At 61.4% G+C, this 18,668-nt stretch carries 12 protein-coding genes; all 12 read right to left on the bottom strand.

All coding sequences use genetic code 11. From position 1 onward, the window contains the following. Nucleotides 1–11: 11 nt before the first annotated feature. Nucleotides 12–2,519: a hypothetical protein gene (locus OU993_RS15855; protein ID WP_268158995.1), complete on the bottom strand. Its 2,508-nt coding sequence runs from the start codon at nucleotides 2,517–2,519 to the stop codon at nucleotides 12–14. Then, nucleotides 2,516–3,817, bottom strand: coding sequence for an HAD family hydrolase (locus OU993_RS15860; RefSeq protein WP_268158997.1), 1,302 nt, complete (start codon nucleotides 3,815–3,817; stop codon nucleotides 2,516–2,518). The genes OU993_RS15855 and OU993_RS15860 overlap by 4 nt, the downstream gene beginning before the upstream one ends. Then, nucleotides 3,814–4,869 (bottom strand): ABC transporter ATP-binding protein, encoded by a 1,056-nt coding sequence (locus OU993_RS15865; protein ID WP_442792972.1) that lies wholly within the window; start codon nucleotides 4,867–4,869, stop codon nucleotides 3,814–3,816. The genes OU993_RS15860 and OU993_RS15865 overlap by 4 nt, the downstream gene beginning before the upstream one ends. Next, the gene (locus OU993_RS15870; protein WP_268158999.1) at nucleotides 4,866–5,921 is read right to left on the bottom strand and encodes an ABC transporter ATP-binding protein; all 1,056 of its coding nucleotides are present in this window, start codon (nucleotides 5,919–5,921) and stop codon (nucleotides 4,866–4,868) included. The genes OU993_RS15865 and OU993_RS15870 overlap by 4 nt, the downstream gene beginning before the upstream one ends. A 12-nt stretch (nucleotides 5,922–5,933) precedes the next feature. After that, nucleotides 5,934–7,097 carry an ABC transporter permease gene (locus OU993_RS15875; protein WP_268159001.1) on the bottom strand — a complete coding sequence of 388 codons (1,164 nt, stop codon included), beginning with the start codon at nucleotides 7,095–7,097 and terminating at the stop codon, nucleotides 5,934–5,936. Nucleotides 7,098–7,104: 7 nt separating this feature from the next. Next, nucleotides 7,105–8,091 (bottom strand): ABC transporter permease, encoded by a 987-nt coding sequence (locus tag OU993_RS15880; RefSeq protein WP_268159003.1) that lies wholly within the window; start codon nucleotides 8,089–8,091, stop codon nucleotides 7,105–7,107. Between the two features lie 152 nt (nucleotides 8,092–8,243). After that, nucleotides 8,244–10,055: an ABC transporter substrate-binding protein gene (locus OU993_RS15885; RefSeq protein ID WP_268159004.1), complete on the bottom strand. Its 1,812-nt coding sequence runs from the start codon at nucleotides 10,053–10,055 to the stop codon at nucleotides 8,244–8,246. Between the two features lie 231 nt (nucleotides 10,056–10,286). Then, the gene (locus OU993_RS15890; protein WP_268159006.1) at nucleotides 10,287–11,327 is read right to left on the bottom strand and encodes a LacI family DNA-binding transcriptional regulator; all 1,041 of its coding nucleotides are present in this window, start codon (nucleotides 11,325–11,327) and stop codon (nucleotides 10,287–10,289) included. A gap of 9 nt (nucleotides 11,328–11,336) precedes the next feature. Continuing rightward, nucleotides 11,337–12,572: a CehA/McbA family metallohydrolase gene (locus OU993_RS15895; RefSeq protein ID WP_268159008.1), complete on the bottom strand. Its 1,236-nt coding sequence runs from the start codon at nucleotides 12,570–12,572 to the stop codon at nucleotides 11,337–11,339. Next, nucleotides 12,569–15,640, bottom strand: coding sequence for an alpha-mannosidase (locus tag OU993_RS15900; RefSeq protein WP_268159009.1), 3,072 nt, complete (start codon nucleotides 15,638–15,640; stop codon nucleotides 12,569–12,571). The genes OU993_RS15895 and OU993_RS15900 overlap by 4 nt, the downstream gene beginning before the upstream one ends. Before the next feature lie 35 nt (nucleotides 15,641–15,675). Then, a complete protein-coding gene (gene pglB, locus OU993_RS15905) occupies nucleotides 15,676–17,025 on the bottom strand; it encodes a polygalacturonase PglB (protein WP_268159011.1) in 1,350 nt (449 codons plus the stop codon). Between the two features lie 165 nt (nucleotides 17,026–17,190). After that, nucleotides 17,191–18,639, bottom strand: coding sequence for a sensor domain-containing diguanylate cyclase (locus OU993_RS15910; RefSeq protein WP_268159013.1), 1,449 nt, complete (start codon nucleotides 18,637–18,639; stop codon nucleotides 17,191–17,193). Between the last annotated feature and the right edge of the window lie 29 nt (nucleotides 18,640–18,668).

An 18,668-nucleotide genomic window follows, 5' to 3' on the forward strand; every position in this document is an offset into this window, starting at 1 on the left:
CAAATCGGCATTCAGAAACGAACGGCATCCAGCGACCGTATGGCCGGCTCGAGCGTGCGGTTCGGGAAGGAATAAGGCGTGTCATCGACCGACAGGCCATCCTGCCAGTCGAGCGAAAGTTCCGGACCTTGCGGCCTGGCCAAGTGCAGCCGGGGCAGGTCGGCGTCGAGCAACAGCCGGTAGCCGGCAAGGCTTTGCCTGAAGCGGGCGAAGGCGGCTTCGTCCACGCCTTCACCCACGATGACGGCCCAGCCGCATTTGGTGCCGGCAACGCGATACTCGATACCGGCACCCGGTCCGCCGCTGATGGGTTCGATGTGTCCTGTTGCGGTCAGCGCGGCAAAACCCTTGCCGCTGCGCAGGATCAGCCAATTGTCCGTCAGTTGCACCTCGTCAAAGGCATCCGCCTCGACATAGGCATGGGTAAAGCCGATCCGCGGGCTCTCGCCGAGATCGTAGAGCAGCAACGCAACATTCTCGTGCTGCGCGGCGCGCGGCATGGAACCGTTGCCTGCCCAATAGGAGGGGCGCTGGCTTCCCCAGGGATCGTCTTCGCCCGGATGGTTCACCCAGGCGCGAGCGAAGGGATCGCCGGCAAAACGAAGATCGACGACATGCTGCTGATGGCCGCGGCCACCGGGCTTTCCATCCATCATCGATGACAATTGCACATTCGCCGTCTTGTAGAGGACCAGCCGCGCCGCCTCGTCATGTCCCTGTACGTAATGCGCGGTCAGCGCCTCGCCGGCCGGCGGCGATGTCAAAGCATCCAGCGTCTCCGGCGGTGCGTAATGGCTGGCGGCAAACATCGGAAGGGCGGCGACGCCCTGATTGAACCAGCCCTCGCCGAAGGCGACCGTTGCAAAGGGGGCAAGCTCCGTCAGCGGCCCGGCCCGCAGTTCCTTATCGTAGGCGCGGCCCATCGAACCCGCCGGAACGCCGCCCAGCGTGTGCAGCGCAATCATCGTGAACAGGCGGTCAAGCAGGGCCTTGGCACGCAGCCTGATCTGCCCGTCGCCGAGATGCTCGAGCGCCAGCAGGCCGATGAAATCGATCGGGTAATAGGCAGCCGAATTCCACTCGGCGAGCCCGTGCGCCTCGACGCTGTCGAACCATTTCATCAGCCGGTCCGTGGCAAGCTGTTCCTGTTCGCGGCCGGTGCGGCCCGAGCAGGCAAACCCCGCACGTGGCAGCAGTCGCCCTGCCAGATATTGCGAGACATGGAAGCACAGGACGTGGTTCTCGCTCCAGAACCACATCACGTCGTTGCCGGGTTCATCCACCCAATAACGGTAGTCGAGGATGGCGGTGCGGATCGCCTGCTGCAGGTCCTCCGGCAGCCTGTCGCGGTAACAGCCATAGACCCACAGGAGCGGCACCATGACAAAATCCGAGCAGTCCCGTCGCTCATTGATGGAGGCGAGCGTATTGCCGATCACCTCATGAAAACAGTCGTCGAGCGGTCTGCCGATCTCAAGGCAGGCAATCGCCTTGCCCGCCCGTTGCTCGCCATGCTCTGCCGCAAACTCCAGTGCCGCTCTCTTGCGCGCGGCAAGGCCGAGCGGGTGCAGATCACGCTTTGCCTCGCGGAGCGTGGCAAAGCCGATATGCCGGGCAATGCTGACATCGCTGACCCGGAAGATCAGGTCGAGGGCATGGAACCCGTCGGGCAGGTGCAGCACATCGGCAAGATCAAGCATCCGCTCGCCGGCTTTCAATACCGCCTTTGCGTCAAGAAGCGGCGGCTTGTCGCGCATGTGCACGCTCGCCAGCACCTTGCCTTCGACCGCGACATCCACGGTGGCGGCCTGTTCGAATTGCAGTTTTAGCCGGCCGTCCTTCACATGCAACGGCGCCGGCCGCACACTCGTCGCCAGTTCCTTCAGGAGATCGAGCGTCTCTTCGCTGCTTTCGACCGGCAGATCGACCAGGATGTTCTCCTGTGAAAGAAGCGTTAGCTCGAAATACCAGAGCGCATCACGTTCAGCGAGTTCTTCGCAGAGGACGACCACCTCGGATCCGCGCGCAGTCAGCGGCAGCGCGATTTCGGTAAGGCTTTCCTTGTTGCGCCGGAACGGCTCGAATGCGGTCGCCAGAACGCCGTCCACCCAGATGTGGACGCCGCCGCAGGTGGCAAGGCGGAAACGGTATTCTCCGTCGTGAGGCACAATGATCCGGTTTTTCAGCCAGCGGGACAGTCGGGTCGGCCGGTGCCAGAACCCGGAGAATTCGACGCGCCGGTTAAAGCCCGGCAGGTTCAGTGCCTCGACGGTAAAATCCTGTAGAGCGACGCTGCGCGTCTTCACCTCGTTCCAAAGCGCGATCCGGCACGGCAGATCGCCCACATCGACGAAGCCGTTGATGAAGCGGTAGGCGACGCGGTCTTCCGCGAGCGCCGGTTCGCCGGGATAATAATCGGCCTTCGCGGGAGACATCGCCCAGGCGGTGACGGATTGTCCCTGGCGAACGACGAAACCGGTTGGTGGCGCCTCGGCGGCGCGCTTCTTGGAGAATGTCATGGCTTATCCTTCCCCCGCGCAGAGGCCGTTGCGGGCGCATCTTTCGACGGCAGGCTGAGTTCTATCCGTTCGAGCAGCTCTGGAAGCTGCCAGATATGGGCAATCGACAATCGCGGCCGCTCGCGCCGCAGGCGTGGTTTGTGGCTGCGCCGTTTTGACCAGCCGAGGAAGATGCTGATCAGCCCGAAGCGGTTGGCGCCAAGAATATCCCGCTCCAGATTGTTGCCGACCATGACGCAATATGCGCGCTCTGCGTCGTCGAGCGACAGTGCCTCACAGGCTGCGGCAAACATCTTTGCGGAGGGTTTCAACTCGCCCACATCGCCGGAAATGATATGCGCCTCGAAACAATCCCACAGACCGTGGGCACCCAGGATGTTTTCAAAAGTCTGGCGTGGGCCATCCGCCACCAGCGCAAGCCGATAGCCGGAGGCAACGAGCCGGTGGACGGTCTCCGCCGCCCCGGGGATCAGCTCCGCCTTGGTGACGATCTCGGTGCCGGGGATCTTTTCCTCCGTCGCCTCGTCGGCGAGTGTGTCGCCACAATCGAGGAAAACGGCGGTCAGATGTGGAACGTCGCGCTGCAGATCGCGCACCAGCGAGGCCACCCTGAGCGGAATCCAGCTTTCCAGCACCGCCCAGGGAACGAGTGCAATCCCGCCCTCCCCGTCACTGTCGCGCGTGAAATCGAAGCTCGGCGCAAAGGCCATGCGCTTCATCTTCAGCCGTGCCAGCCGCTGTTCGAGGGGTGTGGCGGTGACCAGCCCACGATCGGAAAAGCGGTTGGAGAGATGAACGCCCTGGTCGCCGGCAAAGGCGCCGCACATCGCGGCAATCAGCGCACCGGCCTTCTGCTGCATTTCCGCGCCATCCGCCCAATGGGCGTGTTTTCCCGGCTCCAGGCAAAGGACAGGCCGACCGGCGCGCACCGGCAGACTGCCATCGGGGCGAAGCATCACCCGGCGCGATCCATGGCGCGAGGCTTCCACCTTCACCACGTTGCCCGCCACGTCCACATGCACCCAGACATGTTCGAGATCATAAAGATGCTGGATGTCCCAGTCGTACCAGATCGCATATTCGACAACGCTGGCGGCAACCGGGCGGATACGAAACTTCGAAGACTGCGACTGCGCCTCTTGCCGGTAGACGGCAAAGCCTGCCGCCAGAGGGCGGAAGGGTTCTGCCGCATCCAGCATCAGCAGCGGCCGATGTCGTTCCGCAAGCTGCGCATCCTCATCCTGCCCCTCGACGAGAAGCTCGCAAAGCGCACCTGTTCGAACATCCACCATCGTCATGCGGCCGCCACTCCGACGAGATCCAGCGTTTCCGCATAATGGCAGCGTACCTGCCGGCCGGACGGCAGCATACGCAACTCCGGCACCTCGCCGCGGCATTTGACATCGGCATAGGGGCAGCGCGGATGGAAGGGGCAGCCGGTTGGGATGTTCATCGCATCGGCGATTTCACCCTTCAGCGGCACGCGCTTGCGGGTGCGGTTGCCGCGCGGGTCCGGCTGTGGGACGGCGGCCAGCAGCGCCTCCGTATAGGGATGCTGCGGCTTGGCGAACATCTCGTCGGTCGGTCCGACCTCCATCAGGCGGCCGAGATACATCACGCCGATACGGTCTGAGATATGCTCCACCATGCCGAGGTCGTGGGTGATGAACAGATAGGTCAGCCCGAACTGTTCCTGCAGATCCTGCATCAGGTTGATGTTCTGCGCCGCGACCGACACGTCGAGGGCGGAGACCGCCTCATCGGCCGCAATAAAGCTCGGATTGAGCGCGAGCGCCCGGGCAATGCCGATGCGCTGACGCTGGCCGCCGGAAAAGGCGTGCGGATAGCGGTTGAGATATTCCGGGCGAAGACCGACCAGCCGCAGCAGGTCAGCCACGCGGTCGCGAATTTCCCCCTCGCTGCCGACGCCATGGATCACCATCGGCTCGCCGACCAGTTCCAGCAGGGTCATGCGCGGGTTGAGCGACGAATAAGGATCCTGGAAAATCATCTGCATTTCACGGCGGATCTCACGCAGGCTCCGGTCCGACAGTGTCGAGACGTCCACCACCTCGCCATTGGAACGACGAAACAGGATTTCGCCGCCCGTCAGGTCATAGGCCCGCAGGATCAGACGTGCAATCGAGGATTTTCCGGAACCGCTTTCTCCCACAAGCCCGAAGGTTTCACCCTTCTTGATGTCGAAGGTGATGTCATCAACGGCCTTCACATAACCTTTGATGGTGCGAAGCCAGCCTTCCTGGACGGGGAAATATTTGCGCGCACTGCGCACGGAGATGATCGTATCGTCCTGCATGGCAGCGGGTGCGTTCTTTGACGGTTGGGTCATTGCGCAGCCTCCGCAAGGGCGGTCTGACCCGCATAATGACAGCGGGCACGCTGGCCGCTCGGGAACAGGACATCGTCCGGCGTTTGCACGTCGCAGACGCCACCGACAGCCTTCATACAGCGCGGGTGGAAGGAACAGCCTGTCGGGACATTGAAGGGATCCGGCACCATGCCGGCGATCGTACGCAAACGACGCCCATGGCTTTGGCCTAAGCGCGGGATCGATTGCAACAGCGCCTGCGTATAGGGGTGCTTCGGTTCATAGAAGATTTCGTCGACGGTACCCGTCTCGACCACACGGCCGAGATACATGACCGCGACCCGGTCGGCGATATCGGCAACCACGCCGAAATTGTGCGTGATGAACACGATCGCCATGTTCATCTCGTCCTTCAACTGCTTCAGCAGTTCGAGGATCTGCGCCTCGGTCGTCACGTCGAGCGCGGTCGTCGGTTCGTCGGCGATCAGCAGAGCCGGATCGCAGGCGAGTGCCAAGGCGATCATCGCACGCTGGCGCATGCCGCCGGAGAGGTGATGCGGGTAACGGTCGACGATATCGTTCGGCCGCGGCATCTGCACCTTGCCGAGAAGTTCGATCGCCCGGGCGCGCGCCTCGGCCTTCGAGACCTTGCGATGCAGCATCACCGTGCGGGCAATCTGCGTGCCGATCGTGTGCACCGGCGAGAGCGCCGTCATCGGCTCCTGAAAGATCATGCCGATCTCATTGCCGCGCAAGTCACGCATCGTGCGGCTCAAACGGTCCTGCTCGTTGATCAGCAGTTCCTCGCCGCTTTTGCGGCGGAAGCGGATGGTGCCGCTGGCATTGATCGCATTCTTCGGCTGAAGCCGCATGATGGAACGCGCGGTCACCGATTTGCCGGAGCCGCTTTCGCCGACGATGCCCAGAACCTCGCCCTTGTTGACGTGGTAGGAGACACCGTTGACGGCTTTGACGAGCCCGTCGCGGGTGGGGAAATGCACGCCGACATCATCGAGCTGCAGCAGACGATCGGGCGGCATGGGCGGCTGGGAGGGATTAAAAGCAAGCGTCATGATGAAATTCCGTCATTGGCCATAGGGGTCTGCCGCATCACGCAGGCCATCGCCGATGAAGTTGAAGGCGAGAACCACGAGGATGACAGCGACACCCGGCGCCAGAAGCCAGGGGGCGAGCGAGATGGTGCGCAGGTTCTGCGCGTCCTGCAGAAGAACGCCCCAGCTGACGACCGGCGGGCGAAGACCGAGGCCAAGGAAGCTGAGCGCCGTTTCGCCGAGGATCATTTCCGGGATCGCCAGCGTGACCGCGGCGATGATGTAGCTCGTCATGGCCGGCAGCATATGGCGGGTGACGATGCGATATTCCGATGCACCGGCAAGACGCGCCGCGAGCACATAATCCTCGGATTTCAAGGACAGGAAGCGGCCACGCACCACACGCGCCAGATGCGTCCAACCGATCAGGGACAGGATGATCGTGATCAGCACGTAGACGAAGAGCGGATCCCAGGCGATCGGCAGTGCGGCCGCAAGCCCCATCCAGAGCGGAATGGTGGGGATCGAGCGGATGAACTCCATCAGCCGCTGGATCATCGAGTCGAGCCAGCCGCCGTAATAACCGGAGATGGCACCAAGCGCGAGGCCGAGCACGAAGGAGAAGGCAACGCCGATCAGGCCGGCCGACAGGGTGACACGGGCGCCATAAAGCAGACGGCTGAAGAGATCGCGGCCGAGCGACTCCGTGCCGAGCAGATTGATCTGCTGGCGTCGATCATCGATCCCGAAGAAATGGATGTTCGTTTCGACGAGCCCGAGCAGGTTGTAGGTCTCACCGGCGACGAAGAACCGGATGGGCAGAACCTTGCCGCGATCCTCCTGATAGATGACGCGGGCGGTTTCGATGTCGCGGGCGCGTTTCATCGGGTAGATGAACGGCCGGTGTAGCTGGCCCTCGTGGAAGATACGCACGACGTTGGGCGGCGCAAACGTGTTGAGCCGGCTGATCGTGTTTGGCGTATAGGGCGACATAAAATCCGCAAAAAGCGCCAGGAAGCCGAGAATTGCCATGAAGGCCAGCGAGACGACGGCGAGCTTATGCTTGCGGAAGCGCCACCAGATCAGTGTCCAGGGTTTGGCCGTATAGGTGGCGTCCGCATTGAACTGTTCCTTCGGCGCCAGCGGCGGGGCCTGCGGCGTGAAGGATTGCGGCGGAAGAATCTGAAGATCGGTCATGTGCGCCTCATGAGAACCGGATGCGCGGATCGGAGAGCGCAAGAAGGATGTCGGAGAGCACCGTCCCGATGACGGTGAAGACGCTGAGGATCAGGATGAAGCTGCCGGCCAGATACATGTCCTGCATCTTGAGCGCCTGCAAAAGCAGCGGACCCGTTGTCGGAAGGTTGAGGACGACGGCCGTGATGACGTCGCCGGAAAACAGCGCCGGCAGTGCCCAGCCGACCGTCGAGATGAATGGGTTGAGCGCAACGCGCACGGGATAACGCCAGACGACGGTGCGTTCGCCGAACCCTTGTGCATAGGCCGTTTCGACATAGGGCTTGCGCAACTCATCCAGCATGTTGGCGCGCATCACGCGGATGAGGCCCGCAGCGCCGCCGGTTGCCAGAACCAGGAGCGGGATCCAGATATGCGTCAGCATATTGCCGAACTTGGCGAGATCCCAGGGCTGGCCCTCGAATTGCGGAGACACCAGGCCGCCCACATCCATATTGAGCCAGACGAAGGTCATCCACATGAGGATCAGCGCCAGCAGGAAGTCCGGCACGCCCTTGCCGAGGAAACCGAAGACGGTGAAGACGTAGTCGAACACGGAATATTGCCGTGTGGCGGAATAAACGCCGACGGGAATGGCGATCAGCCAGGTGAAGACCATGCTGAGCGTCGAGATGGCGAGCGTCAGACCCAGCCTTTCCCAGATCAGGTCGCTGACCGCCGAGTTCCATTCGAGCGAGCGACCGAAATCACCATAGAAGATGATGTTGGAAATCCAGCGCCAGTACTGCACGAGAAGAGGGTCGTTGAGACCCCATTCTGCGCGCAAGGCAGCCTCCTGCGCTTCGGTGATGTAATCACCGCTGTTGCGCAGCTGTGCCGCATAGGCGGTGACGAAATCACCCGGCGGCAGCTGGATGATGACGAAGGAAATGAACGACACGAAGATCAGTGTGGGGATCGCCCACATCAGACGCCGGCCAATATAACTCAACATTTCGGACCCTCCGGCCCTGAACGAACGTCGCATCTTGTCTGGCAAGACCGATATTCGCCTGGAACCAGGAATGAATGTGCAGGAAAGAACCGGTGCCCGCCGTTCTGTTTCGCCAGGATGGCGGGCACCAGGTCATGCGACGGAGGAGCAGGCTATTTCTTCATCCACATCTGCTGCGTGGCACCGAGACCGATGCCGCGGGTGATGTCGTCTTCGATCAGATCGTCCGGGAAGTTCTTGAAGTCCGTCTTGACGATGGACAGCGCCGGAGATTCCCCGACGACGCCAATCACCCAGCCCTGGGTCACGAAGGTCTTGATGAGATCGTTTAGCGCCGTGTCCGCCTGCTCGCGGTTCGATGCCTTGGAGGCCTTGTCCCAATCGGTGAAGACGCGGCGGATGGGATGATCGGCCGGCGGCTCGATGCCGGACGTGCCCTTCGTCGAGTACCAGAGGTAATACTGGTGCGCGTAGGAATCATTGCCCATCATGATGCGAGGATCGGCCGCCACGACCGACAGACGGTCGAAGGGATACCATTGCATCTGGAAATTATTGTTGTCGCGGTTGGCATCCCACTGCGTGCGATCGATGATGCGCGGCAGGAGTTCGATGCCGATATCCTTGTAGTTGGCCGCAACGATTTCCATGGTCTTCGGGCCGTTCGCATGCTGCATTTCCACAACGATCTGCACACGCTTGCCATCGGGACGCAGACGGAAGCCTTCTCCGTCGCGCTTGTCGAGGCCGACCTTGTCCAGCAGGGCATTGGCCTTGTCCGGGTCATATTCGGCCCAATGCTTTTCCAGTTCCGGATCATAGTTCGGCGAACCGGTGACGGGCGAAGCCTGACGGGCTTCGGCAAGGCCGGAGAAGATCAGCTCGTTGATCGTCTCTCGATCGATCGCGATGCTGAGCGCCTGGCGGAAATCGCTCTTTTCGAAGAGCGCGCGCAGCCCCTCGTCCTTCATGTTCAGGTTCGGCACCAGCGACCAGGTCTGTGCCTGCGTCCAGCGATGAACCTTGTAGCCACCCTTGGATTCGTTCTCCTTGTAGAAGGTGAAGTCCTGCGGCTCGACATAACGCATCTGCATGTCGATCTGGCCCTGCACGATCATCAGGTTGAACGCTTCCTGGTCGCTGAACAGGCGGTGCGAGATGCGGTCGATATAGGGCAGCTGGTTGCCGGCCTGGTCCACTGCGTAATAATACGGGTTGCGCACCATGGTGACGACATCTGCCGGTGCCGGCTTCTCGATCTTCCAGGCGGTGATCACCGGAAGCTCAGGGTTCTGCCACCAGGCGGCCGCGGCGCCCTTCGAGCCCCAGAGATCGGTCCACTTGGCAACGCCGAACTTGGCCGCAGCTGCCTTCAACTCGTCTTCAGAGACGTATTTGTTGTTGAACTGCTTCATATAGTGCTTCGGAAAGATGAAGCTTGGGCGGTCAAGGCTCGGGTCGCCGGTCGAATCCTTCGCGAGAATTTCGAGGAAGTAGACATAGGGCTGCTCGAACTTCACTTTGAAGGTCTGTTCGTCGACGATCTCCAGCTTCATTGGCTTGCCGCCGGGCGCAAGCGTCTGGTCGATATTGGCAAGGATCGCCTTGTTGAGGAAGACATCCTCATACCAGAAGCGCACGTCCTCCGTCGTAACCGGATGGCCATCCGACCATTTCAGGCCCTTGAGCAGCGTGAAGGTGAATTCGCGGGAATCCTCGCTGACCGAATAGGAGGAGATATAACCCGGCGTCAGCTTCAGCGGACCACCCGGCTTCTGGGACCACTTGACCACGCGCTCTTCCATGAGCTTGGTCGGTCCCCAACGGTCACCGGGCCCCTTGTAGGCGCGACGCCAGTCGCCGCCATACTGGCCGACTTCCGGCACCTGGACCACTGTCGGTTTTTCAGGAAGCCGCTGTTCAACCGCCGGAAGTTTTCCTTCCTTGACCAGCGCGCTGAGCATCGGCGACTCCTGGAACGCGAAGGCCGAGGTCGCCATACAGGTTCCAAGCAGAACGCCGATTGATGTGATGAAAATATTTTCTCTTCTTTGCATGTTCATCCTCCCATTTATCGAGAACACGCGGATGTCCGCCTGAAATCTCTCCTCATCCGCCTCAAATAAGACGATTGGTCAGGTTGCTTGAAAAATCAAGATGAAAAAATATTTTCATTTTCGTGACGGAAAGTCGGATCAGGCGCCGCCGCTTTCCCGTTCGATCAACCGGCAGCCCAGTTCGATCCGGCAGGTCGGATTGTCGCTGGCGCCCACGGAGAGCCGCTTTTCCAGCGCCTGGATTGTCGCCGCCGCCAGCGCCTCGAGCGGGACCCGGACAGTGGTCAGCGAGGGAACCGTGAGATCCACCGGCGCCACGCCGTCAAAACCGACGACCGCCACGTCGTCCGGCACCTTCAACCCCTGGGCATGACATTCGGCGAGCGCACCTATGGCCAGATTGTCGGCCGCACAGAAGATGGCGGTGTAGCCATCCAGCCCCTGGTGCTCCTCGATGAATTGCCGCAGCGCGTCACGTCCGTGATTGGGCTCATAGCCGCGTGCATAGAGGACACCTGCCAGATCGCGCGACAGGTCGCGCTGCTCATAGGCATCGAAAAAGCCGTCCAGCCGTCGCTGGATGGTGCTGCGTCCACGCCAGGTGAGATGCAGGATCTTCTGGTGGCCGTGGCCGATCAGCCAGTCGGTCGCCAGCCGCGCTGCGTAGCGGTTGGCCGGCGCCACGGTGTCGATGCTCATGGTCGGATCTTCGCCATTCAGCAGAACGACGGCTATGTCCGAAGTACCGAGCGCCTTCAGTAGCTTGGGATTGTCATCGAACACGATAACGATACCCTCGGCACCCGCCGCACGCGCGCCGGCGATGATATCGGCGCCGTTGAGGTCCGGCGCGCCATTATGAGCGACGATCCGCACGCCCCGGCGCTCGCACTCGCGCGACAGCGCCGTCAAAAGCGTCCAGGAGACGAGGTTCAGATCATTATGCGGCAGGTTTGCCGGTGGCACGACGAGGTAAAGCGTCGTCAGCGAAGCGATAGCCCCCTTCTGTTGCCGTTTGGCGAGATAACCCAGACGTCTTGCTGCATCGAGCACCCGAACCCGCACCTCCTGCGAGATGGGCGCCGTGCCGTTCAGGACATGCGATACAGTGCTGAGGGCGACGCCCGCTTCCCGGGAGACATCCTTGATGCCGACCTTACGGTCCGACCGCTTGTCCACGCGCCACTCCTATTCGGCATAATACGGATTGGTGAAGAGCTTTGGACGATCACCGTACCAGACTTCGAAACGGACGAAACGTCCCTCGAACGGTCTTTCCAGAATGAGATTTGTGTCCGTTGCCCGCTCACGCGCAACCACACCGTTTTCCGTGACGGTGCGGATCTCGTCACCCGCCACAAGCCCGGAAAAACGCACCCCGATCGTCTCGCCCGCTGCCACGCTGTCGCCAAACATGGGAAGTTCGGCAGCAGCCGAAACGGCCATGGTTTCGTCGGGCTGGAACGTGATCACGTTGCGGCCCTTGCGCACCGCTTCCAGGATGCCCCGGATGGATCGTGTCTCCACATGAAGCCGGTTCGCGGGGCAGCCGTGACGCCGGCGGTTCTTCAGATGAAAATCGCTGCCGCCGGTCGCCGGGATCTTGCGCCCGGAACACAAAAGCTCCTGCCAGAAGGCAATCCCCTGCTCGTTCATCACCGACCAGTTGCCGTTCCAGATCTCGTAGGCGTCGAAATCGACCTCGAAGCCCGCCTGCCAGCGTCCACCATCGGAATTCTGGAACGGGTGATTGATGACGATCGTCGCGCCGTTTTCCCGCGCCTCCGCCATCTTGTCCGCCACGTCCTGCGGCGAGCGGCAACGCCAGTCCGCCACCGGCTTTTCCAGGCCGAAGAAATTGGTGTGGCCATAAAAGGAGGTCAGTTCCATCGCCGGGATCACCAGAATGCCAGGATCATCCGGGCGGATCGCATTTTGCGAGACGGTGTTATGGTCGGTGACCGCCACGAAATCGAGCCCCGCCGAACGTGCCCTGTAGATGGCATCCAGCACCGTCACACCGCCATCGGAATGTTCCGAATGGCTGTGCAGGTCACCCACCACCCAGCGCGGCGTGCGGGCAATCAGCCGGATGTCCAGATCGACCTTGCAGTTCGGGCCGATCTTGACGATGCCGAGCACCACATGCCACGCACCGGCAAGCGGTCCGGCATCGTAGCCCGGCGTCGCGCGATCCTCTTCGATCGTGATGTGGCCACGCTCGGAGCCGGTCCAGCCGCGCATGCGCCCGTTTTGGGCGACACCGAGATCAATCACGCTTCCGCCGCCACCGAACGGGAAGTGATAACTCACCTCGATGCGCTCGATATCCTCGCCCACCTGGAATGGAATTTCGACGAACGACTTTTCCCCCTCCGGGAACGCGTCGATGACATGGGCAAAGTGCTGGTTCCCGCCGCTCATCGGCTTCCCCTCAGTCTCAAGGTCACGATTTCAAATGGCTTGAAGGCAAGCGTCAGGTGGTTCTCCGCAAGCTCCAGCGGTTCCCCGCCCTCTTCCAGCAGATCGACAAGCTCCGCGCGCACAAAGCGTGGATGCAGCCGCAGCGAGGCCTGGCGACGGCGCCCGCAGGTCTCCCAAAGGCGAACGATGACACCGTCTGCATCTTCCGCCCGCTTGATCGCCTCCAGCGAGACACCTTCGGTCTCGATGGTGACAAGCGGAGCGTCGAAACCGGATGCCTCGCCGCGCCCATGCAACAGCCGGAGCGGCAGATTGAAGTCCTCTGCCGCCTCGTGCACGGCAAGTTTTTCGCCCCCATGCACCAACAGGGCATAACGGAACCGGTGTTCGCCCTGGTCTGCTTCAGTCCACGGATAGGTCGGCGAGCGCAACAGTGTCAGCCGCACCATGCTTCCCTTGGCGTCGTAGCCGTATTTGCAATCGTTCAGCAGCGCGACGCCAAAACCCGGTTCGCTCACATCGACCCAGCGCTGCATCGAACATTCGAAGCGGGCGCTATCCCAGGAGGTGTTGCGGTGGCTTGCCCGGCACACATGACCGAACTGGATTTCCGCATCGACTGAGGCCGCATTGACCGCCACCGGAAAGGCCGTCTTCAACAGGGTATTGTGTTCGTGCCAGTCGATGAAGCAGTCGATCTCCACCTGGGCAGCCCCGGCTGCAAGCGACACCACCTGGACGATGCGTGAGCGCTCGTAATGCCATTCGAAGCGGATGGCGGCGCGCAAGGGGCCGCGCTCGACCACCGTCGCGCTCGCCAGCCGATCGATGGCATAGGGCTGGTCCTCAAAATCCGCATCGATATCCCAAGCGTCATACTGGGCCGGCATGTCGCGGAAGGCCTGCAACTGGTTGCCGAGCCCGCCCTCCGGCAGGATTTCGCGGCTGGTCTGCCTGTCGATGATCGAGGTCATTCGGCCAAGCGCATCGAATCGGATCGACAGCCTGTCATTTTCCAAATGCGTCTCGGAGACCGACAGCTCATCCGGCTCAGAGCGGAGATGCGCGTCGAGGGGCGCAAGCGAGAGCGCCGGAACGTCGCTGACGGCAAGCAGATAGGCTGCGGAACCATCGGCCCGGACGATCGCCTGCGCATCGCCACCCGCAGGCGAAACCTCGCTCACCAGCAGACCGCTGCGGGCACGTCCCGCCGCATTCAACAGCATCGGTTCGCCACGTCCCGCAAGCGCATCCGCCAAGCGTTGCCGCAGCGTATCCGTCGCGGCAAAGAAGCGAGCATAGTCCTCGTCGCTGTCGTCAAAGACGGCGCCGATCGAAGAACCCGGCAGGATATCGTGGAACTGGTTCAGCATCACGATATCCCAGAGCTTTCGGATCTCGTCTGCCGGATAGGGCACGTTGCGGAACTGCTCGGCCATCACGGCGAGCGTCTCGATCTCGCGCAGAGCGATTTCCGCCAGGCGATTGTTGCGTTTGTTCTTGGCAACCGAGGTCAGGGTGCCGCGGTGAAATTCCGCGTAAAGCTCGCCGACCCAGGTGGGAAAACGCTCCGGCTGTGCCTGCATGCGCGACAGCAGCCGCTCGAAGAAGGGGCGCATCGGCGCGTGCTCCACCTTCGGGCAGCCCGGAATGCCGCGCTCCATGCGGCGAATGTTCTGCAGCATCTCGCGGGTCGGCCCGCCGCCGCCATCGCCATGGCCATAGACCAGAAAGAGTTCGGAATTCAGCGCCTGCTGCCCGTGCCGCCGCCAGGTGCCCATCACATGGGTCGGCTTCAGGTTCGGGCAGTAGGTGGTGCCGATGCTCTTTGAATCGTAGGGCTGGGTGGTGAGGAAATAGGCGACGACCTTCGTGCCGTCGATGCCCTGCCAGAACATCGTCTCGTTCGGCATGCGATTGGTATCGTTCCACGATAGCTTGTGCGTGACGAAGGTATCAAGGCCGGACTTTTCCATCAGTTGCGGCAGCGAGGCCGAATAACCGAAGGTGTCCGGCAACCAGATCATCCTCGGTCGGACACCGAAGGTCTGGCGGTGGTAAGCGACACCGTAGAGGATGTGGCGCACCAGAGCCTCGCCGCCGGCGATGTTGACGTCCGGCTCCAGCCAGAGCGCGCCTTCGATCTCAAAGCGTCCGCTTTTCACCTCGGTGGAAATCCGGTCGAAAAGTTCCGGATAATCCTCGGCCAGATAATCCAGCAGGACACACTGGTTGTACATGAAGCGGTAATCGGGAAAGTCCTGCATCAGAGACAGGGCGGTCGCCATGGAGCGCGCCATCTTCTGCCGGGTTTCGCGCACCCGCCACAGCCAGGCGACGTCGATATGCGTGTGGCCGGTCGCAACGACGGTTGGCTTGTCCTCGAAATCCTGCGCCGCATAAATGACGGCAGCTGCCGCCCTCGCCTTCTCCATCGAGGTACGAAAACGCGCATCATCGCCCGGCCGAAGATCGATCAGGTCGATTGCCGCCTCGATGGCATTCAGGATGAAGTGGCGGCGCGGATCGTCCTCGGCCAGAAGGCGCGCCACATCCAGCGGAACGCGGAGATCATAATAGAGGTCGTCGACCTCGAGGTCATGGATCTTCAGCTGGCAAGAGAATCCCAACTGCCGACGGTCCTCGATCGTGCCGGCCTCGATCAGGATGTCGAACTCCTGCCCCGCCTTCGCTGCGTTGGTCAGCAGGAATTCGCGGTGATTGCCATCGACTCCCTGGCGGATCGCGCCATCGACCCGCACCAGGCATTGCGGATCACTGCGGCCCATCACGTTGCCGAAGGCGGCTTCCACATGAACGACAATCCGTCGACCATCGACACCCTCCGGCAGCCGCACCCGTCCACCGAACCAGTAATAGCCGTCCGGCTCGCCCCAAATGAGGTCGCGGCTGACAGTTGCCCACCCGTTGCGGTCGGAGGCGACCATGCTGGCCCTCTCGCTTGCCGCCGCCGGCGCATAGACCAGCGGCACCTCGACGTGAAGCGGCACGAAGATGCGCTCCTGCAGGCGGGCCAGCAAGTTATCGAGTTTACGGATACGCTTCATCAGCCGGCCCCTCCTCCAGAGCCCAATTCTAGTCGTTAGGGCGCCGACCAGACCACCGGTTCGCCCTCAAGGATAACGGTTGCCTCGGCGTTCCACCCGTTCGGCAATGGCGAGGGGCGGGAAAACTGGACATCCTCGATCGACAGGTTTTCGATATTGGACGCAAAGAGCGCCGGCATTCCGTCCGGATAAGGGACGAGCCCAATCACCTTGCCGTTCTCATCCTTCACCCAGGCATTGGCACGGCCTGCGGCATCCGGAGACGGCGCCAGATCGAAATGGGTCGGACGGACATCATAGGTGTGGCCCCGGTAGGGACCGTCCACCTGCGCCAGGCCAATGCGGGTCAATCGAAGATTGGCAATGCCCGACCGGCTGTCAGCCACGAGATTGATCGCACCCTCCATGGCGCCCGAGATGTCCTCGAAGACGATATTTTCGATGCGTCCCGCCGGCCTGCCCGGCCGGCGGTCGACCACATTGACCGTGATCGCTTCGCCCGAACCCCAGAACCCGTCCGGCGTCTCATGCGTGTCGACTTCGATACGGGAGACCTCGATATTGCGGATCAGCCCGCCATCGCGCGAAAACAGACCGATGCCGCGGTTGGAGCGTGGAAGTCTGCAATCGCTGAAGCGGATATTCTCCACATCGCCATGGGTTTCGGTGCCGATCTTCAATGCGCAGCTGCGGCTTTCGATCTCGCAATGTTCCACGGTGATATTCCGGCAGGCTCCGACAGGCGAACCATCCGGCCCGGCACTCGTCTTCAGCACCACGCCATCATCGGCCGTCGCAATATCGCAGTGGCGGATGACAACCCCTTCGCAGGAATCAATGACGATCCCGTCGGTGTTCGGCATTTCCCGGTCATTGTCGATCGACAGGCGCTCTGTCATCACATCGCGGCAGGCAATCAGGTGGATCGTCCACATCGGCGAGGACTGGATCCTAAAATCCTCGAGCCTTACCCCCTGGCACCCCTTCAGAACCAGAACGCGCGGACGCAAGGCAGCCGGGACATGGGTTCCCATGTCCTCCAGCCGGCCAACGATGTAATCCGGGCCGGGGCCGAGGATCAGACCCTTGCCGCCGATCCTGATGTCTGACGCGTCCTCAGCCAGGATCATCGCCGTATCGGAGGATTCCGCGATCACGCCGACACGGTTGTCACGATAGGCATCGTAATCGGACACAAACTGGAGGACTGCCTCGTCCGACAGATGAAGATCGGTGCCAGACGGCAAGCGAAGCGCGCCAGAAAGATGAACGCCGGGGCCCAGCACAAGGCGAATGCTCTGCGCGGCGGTTTCGTTCAGAGCCTGCTGCAGCGACTGCGTATGAAGGCCATCTTGAGCAATGAATATTTTTTCACTTTTGGGCAAGGTTTATCCTCCACTCCTTGTCCGAAATGCGTTTCCGGGAAGTAGTAGCCCAATTTGTGTGCGATTCAAGACGGATACGAGCGTTTTCGGTTCTGTTGGGACCATAAAGCGAAAACAGTCACGATGAAAATTTTTCGTAAAAACGCTGCAATTGTCAGCGAGCGGTCAGCCCTTCCGCATCAGCGATCCACCGGGAAGATGCTGTGCGCGCTTGTGTTCGTACATCATCACGTCAGCGCGTTTTATTACCGCTTCGATCTTCTCCCCGTCCTCGCTCGTCGCAAGACCCATGGCAATGCTGAGCGGCGCGCTGGAATAGAACTGATTGTTGATCTTCAGCAGTTCGAGGATCGTGTCGGCCATGGCATGAGTCGCCTGGCGGTCCGCACCGGGCATCAGCACGGCGAATTCATCACCACCAATGCGGGCAGCATGGTTGGGCCGATGCACCGCGCCATTCAGCACTTCGCCCAGCCGGCGTAGAAGCGCGTCGCCGGCATCGTGGCCCAGGCTGTCATTGGTTTCCTTGAGCCCATTGAGGTCGATCATGATCGCGGAGACCGGACGCAGCGGCTTGCGCTCCAGCCGGTTCATCTCGTCGATATAGAAGGCGCGGTTGTGCAACTTGGTCAGCACGTCGTGTTTGCCGAGATATTCGAGATAGGCCTCCGCCTTCTTGCGGGCGGTGATATCGGTGAGCGCGACCTGGACAAGCGACCAGTCATGCTCATGCCCCGGCAGCACGGAAAATTGCAGCAGAACATAGCGCTCGGAACCATCGAGCGCATAATTGACCACTTCGCGCTGGTGGAAAAGATTACCGTTCCAGAGCTCGATCAGCTGTTCCTTGAAATGTTTCTCCATCTCGTCGCGGAAGATCTCGTTCTGGCGATGGAAAAGCGTCTGGCGGTCTTCGGCACAGAACAGATCAAGCGTCGCCTGATTGACGTCGATGACGCGGATCTCGCTCATACACTGGCGCACGAATTCCGGATGGACATCGGTGAAGACCCGGAAGTCGACGATGCCGCAGATCCTGAGTTCCTCCAGCATCTGCTTGATCCGGCTGAAATCCTCCACCCACAGGGAAACCGGCGAATGTTCGAAGATGCCCTCCGCGTAGCAGCGGTTTTTCGCTTCCGCACGGCATGCATCCTCGCGCTCCGTCACGTCTTCCGTGGTCAGGAGCACCCGCTCCAGAGTTGCCTCGAAACCCGGCATGACGGTTCCCCGCAGCTGGATGTCCATTCGCCGGCCCGACAGGGAATAGTTGACCGTATTGCTCTCGAACTCGGTCCGTTCGTCAAAAAGCGCCGAAAGCTCGTTGATGTGGCTCTCCAGCATCTCGCCGCGGAAAACCTGACCCAGGTTGTCGGTCAGATGCGCCAGGTCGCTCGCCTCGAAAACCTCGAGTGTCTTGCGATTGACGTCGATGACGCGGATGCGGCTCGCGCAGTCGGCAATGCGTTGCAGGTCGGCGCGCAGGAAACCGCGGATGTCAGTTACGCCTTGCGCGCGCCATTCTTCGAACTGCCGCTTCACTTCACTGAAGTCTTCGATCCACATCGGGATCGGCGCAAGATTGAATATATCGGAAGTTACATGCGTCTTCATCAATGAGCTCAATATCGCGAGTAATACCG

The sequence above is a fragment of the Rhizobium sp. SL86 genome, from assembly GCF_026672545.1.
In the GTDB taxonomy this organism is placed as follows: Bacteria; Pseudomonadota; Alphaproteobacteria; order Rhizobiales; family Rhizobiaceae; genus Neorhizobium.

Coding starts and splice junctions, on each gene's coding strand:
- OU993_RS15855 (WP_268158995.1), bottom strand. CDS start 2,519: ATGACATTCTCCAAGAAGCGCGCCGCCGAGGCGCCACCAACCGGTTTC.
- OU993_RS15875 (WP_268159001.1), bottom strand. CDS start 7,097: ATGACCGATCTTCAGATTCTTCCGCCGCAATCCTTCACGCCGCAGGCC.
- OU993_RS15900 (WP_268159009.1), bottom strand. CDS start 15,640: ATGAAGCGTATCCGTAAACTCGATAACTTGCTGGCCCGCCTGCAGGAG.
- OU993_RS15860 (WP_268158997.1), bottom strand. CDS start 3,817: ATGACGATGGTGGATGTTCGAACAGGTGCGCTTTGCGAGCTTCTCGTC.
- OU993_RS15895 (WP_268159008.1), bottom strand. CDS start 12,572: ATGAGCGGCGGGAACCAGCACTTTGCCCATGTCATCGACGCGTTCCCG.
- OU993_RS15885 (WP_268159004.1), bottom strand. CDS start 10,055: ATGCTCAGCGCGCTGGTCAAGGAAGGAAAACTTCCGGCGGTTGAACAG.
- OU993_RS15870 (WP_268158999.1), bottom strand. CDS start 5,921: ATGACGCTTGCTTTTAATCCCTCCCAGCCGCCCATGCCGCCCGATCGT.
- OU993_RS15910 (WP_268159013.1), bottom strand. CDS start 18,639: ATGAAGACGCATGTAACTTCCGATATATTCAATCTTGCGCCGATCCCG.
- OU993_RS15865 (WP_442792972.1), bottom strand. CDS start 4,869: ATGACCCAACCGTCAAAGAACGCACCCGCTGCCATGCAGGACGATACG.
- OU993_RS15880 (WP_268159003.1), bottom strand. CDS start 8,091: ATGTTGAGTTATATTGGCCGGCGTCTGATGTGGGCGATCCCCACACTG.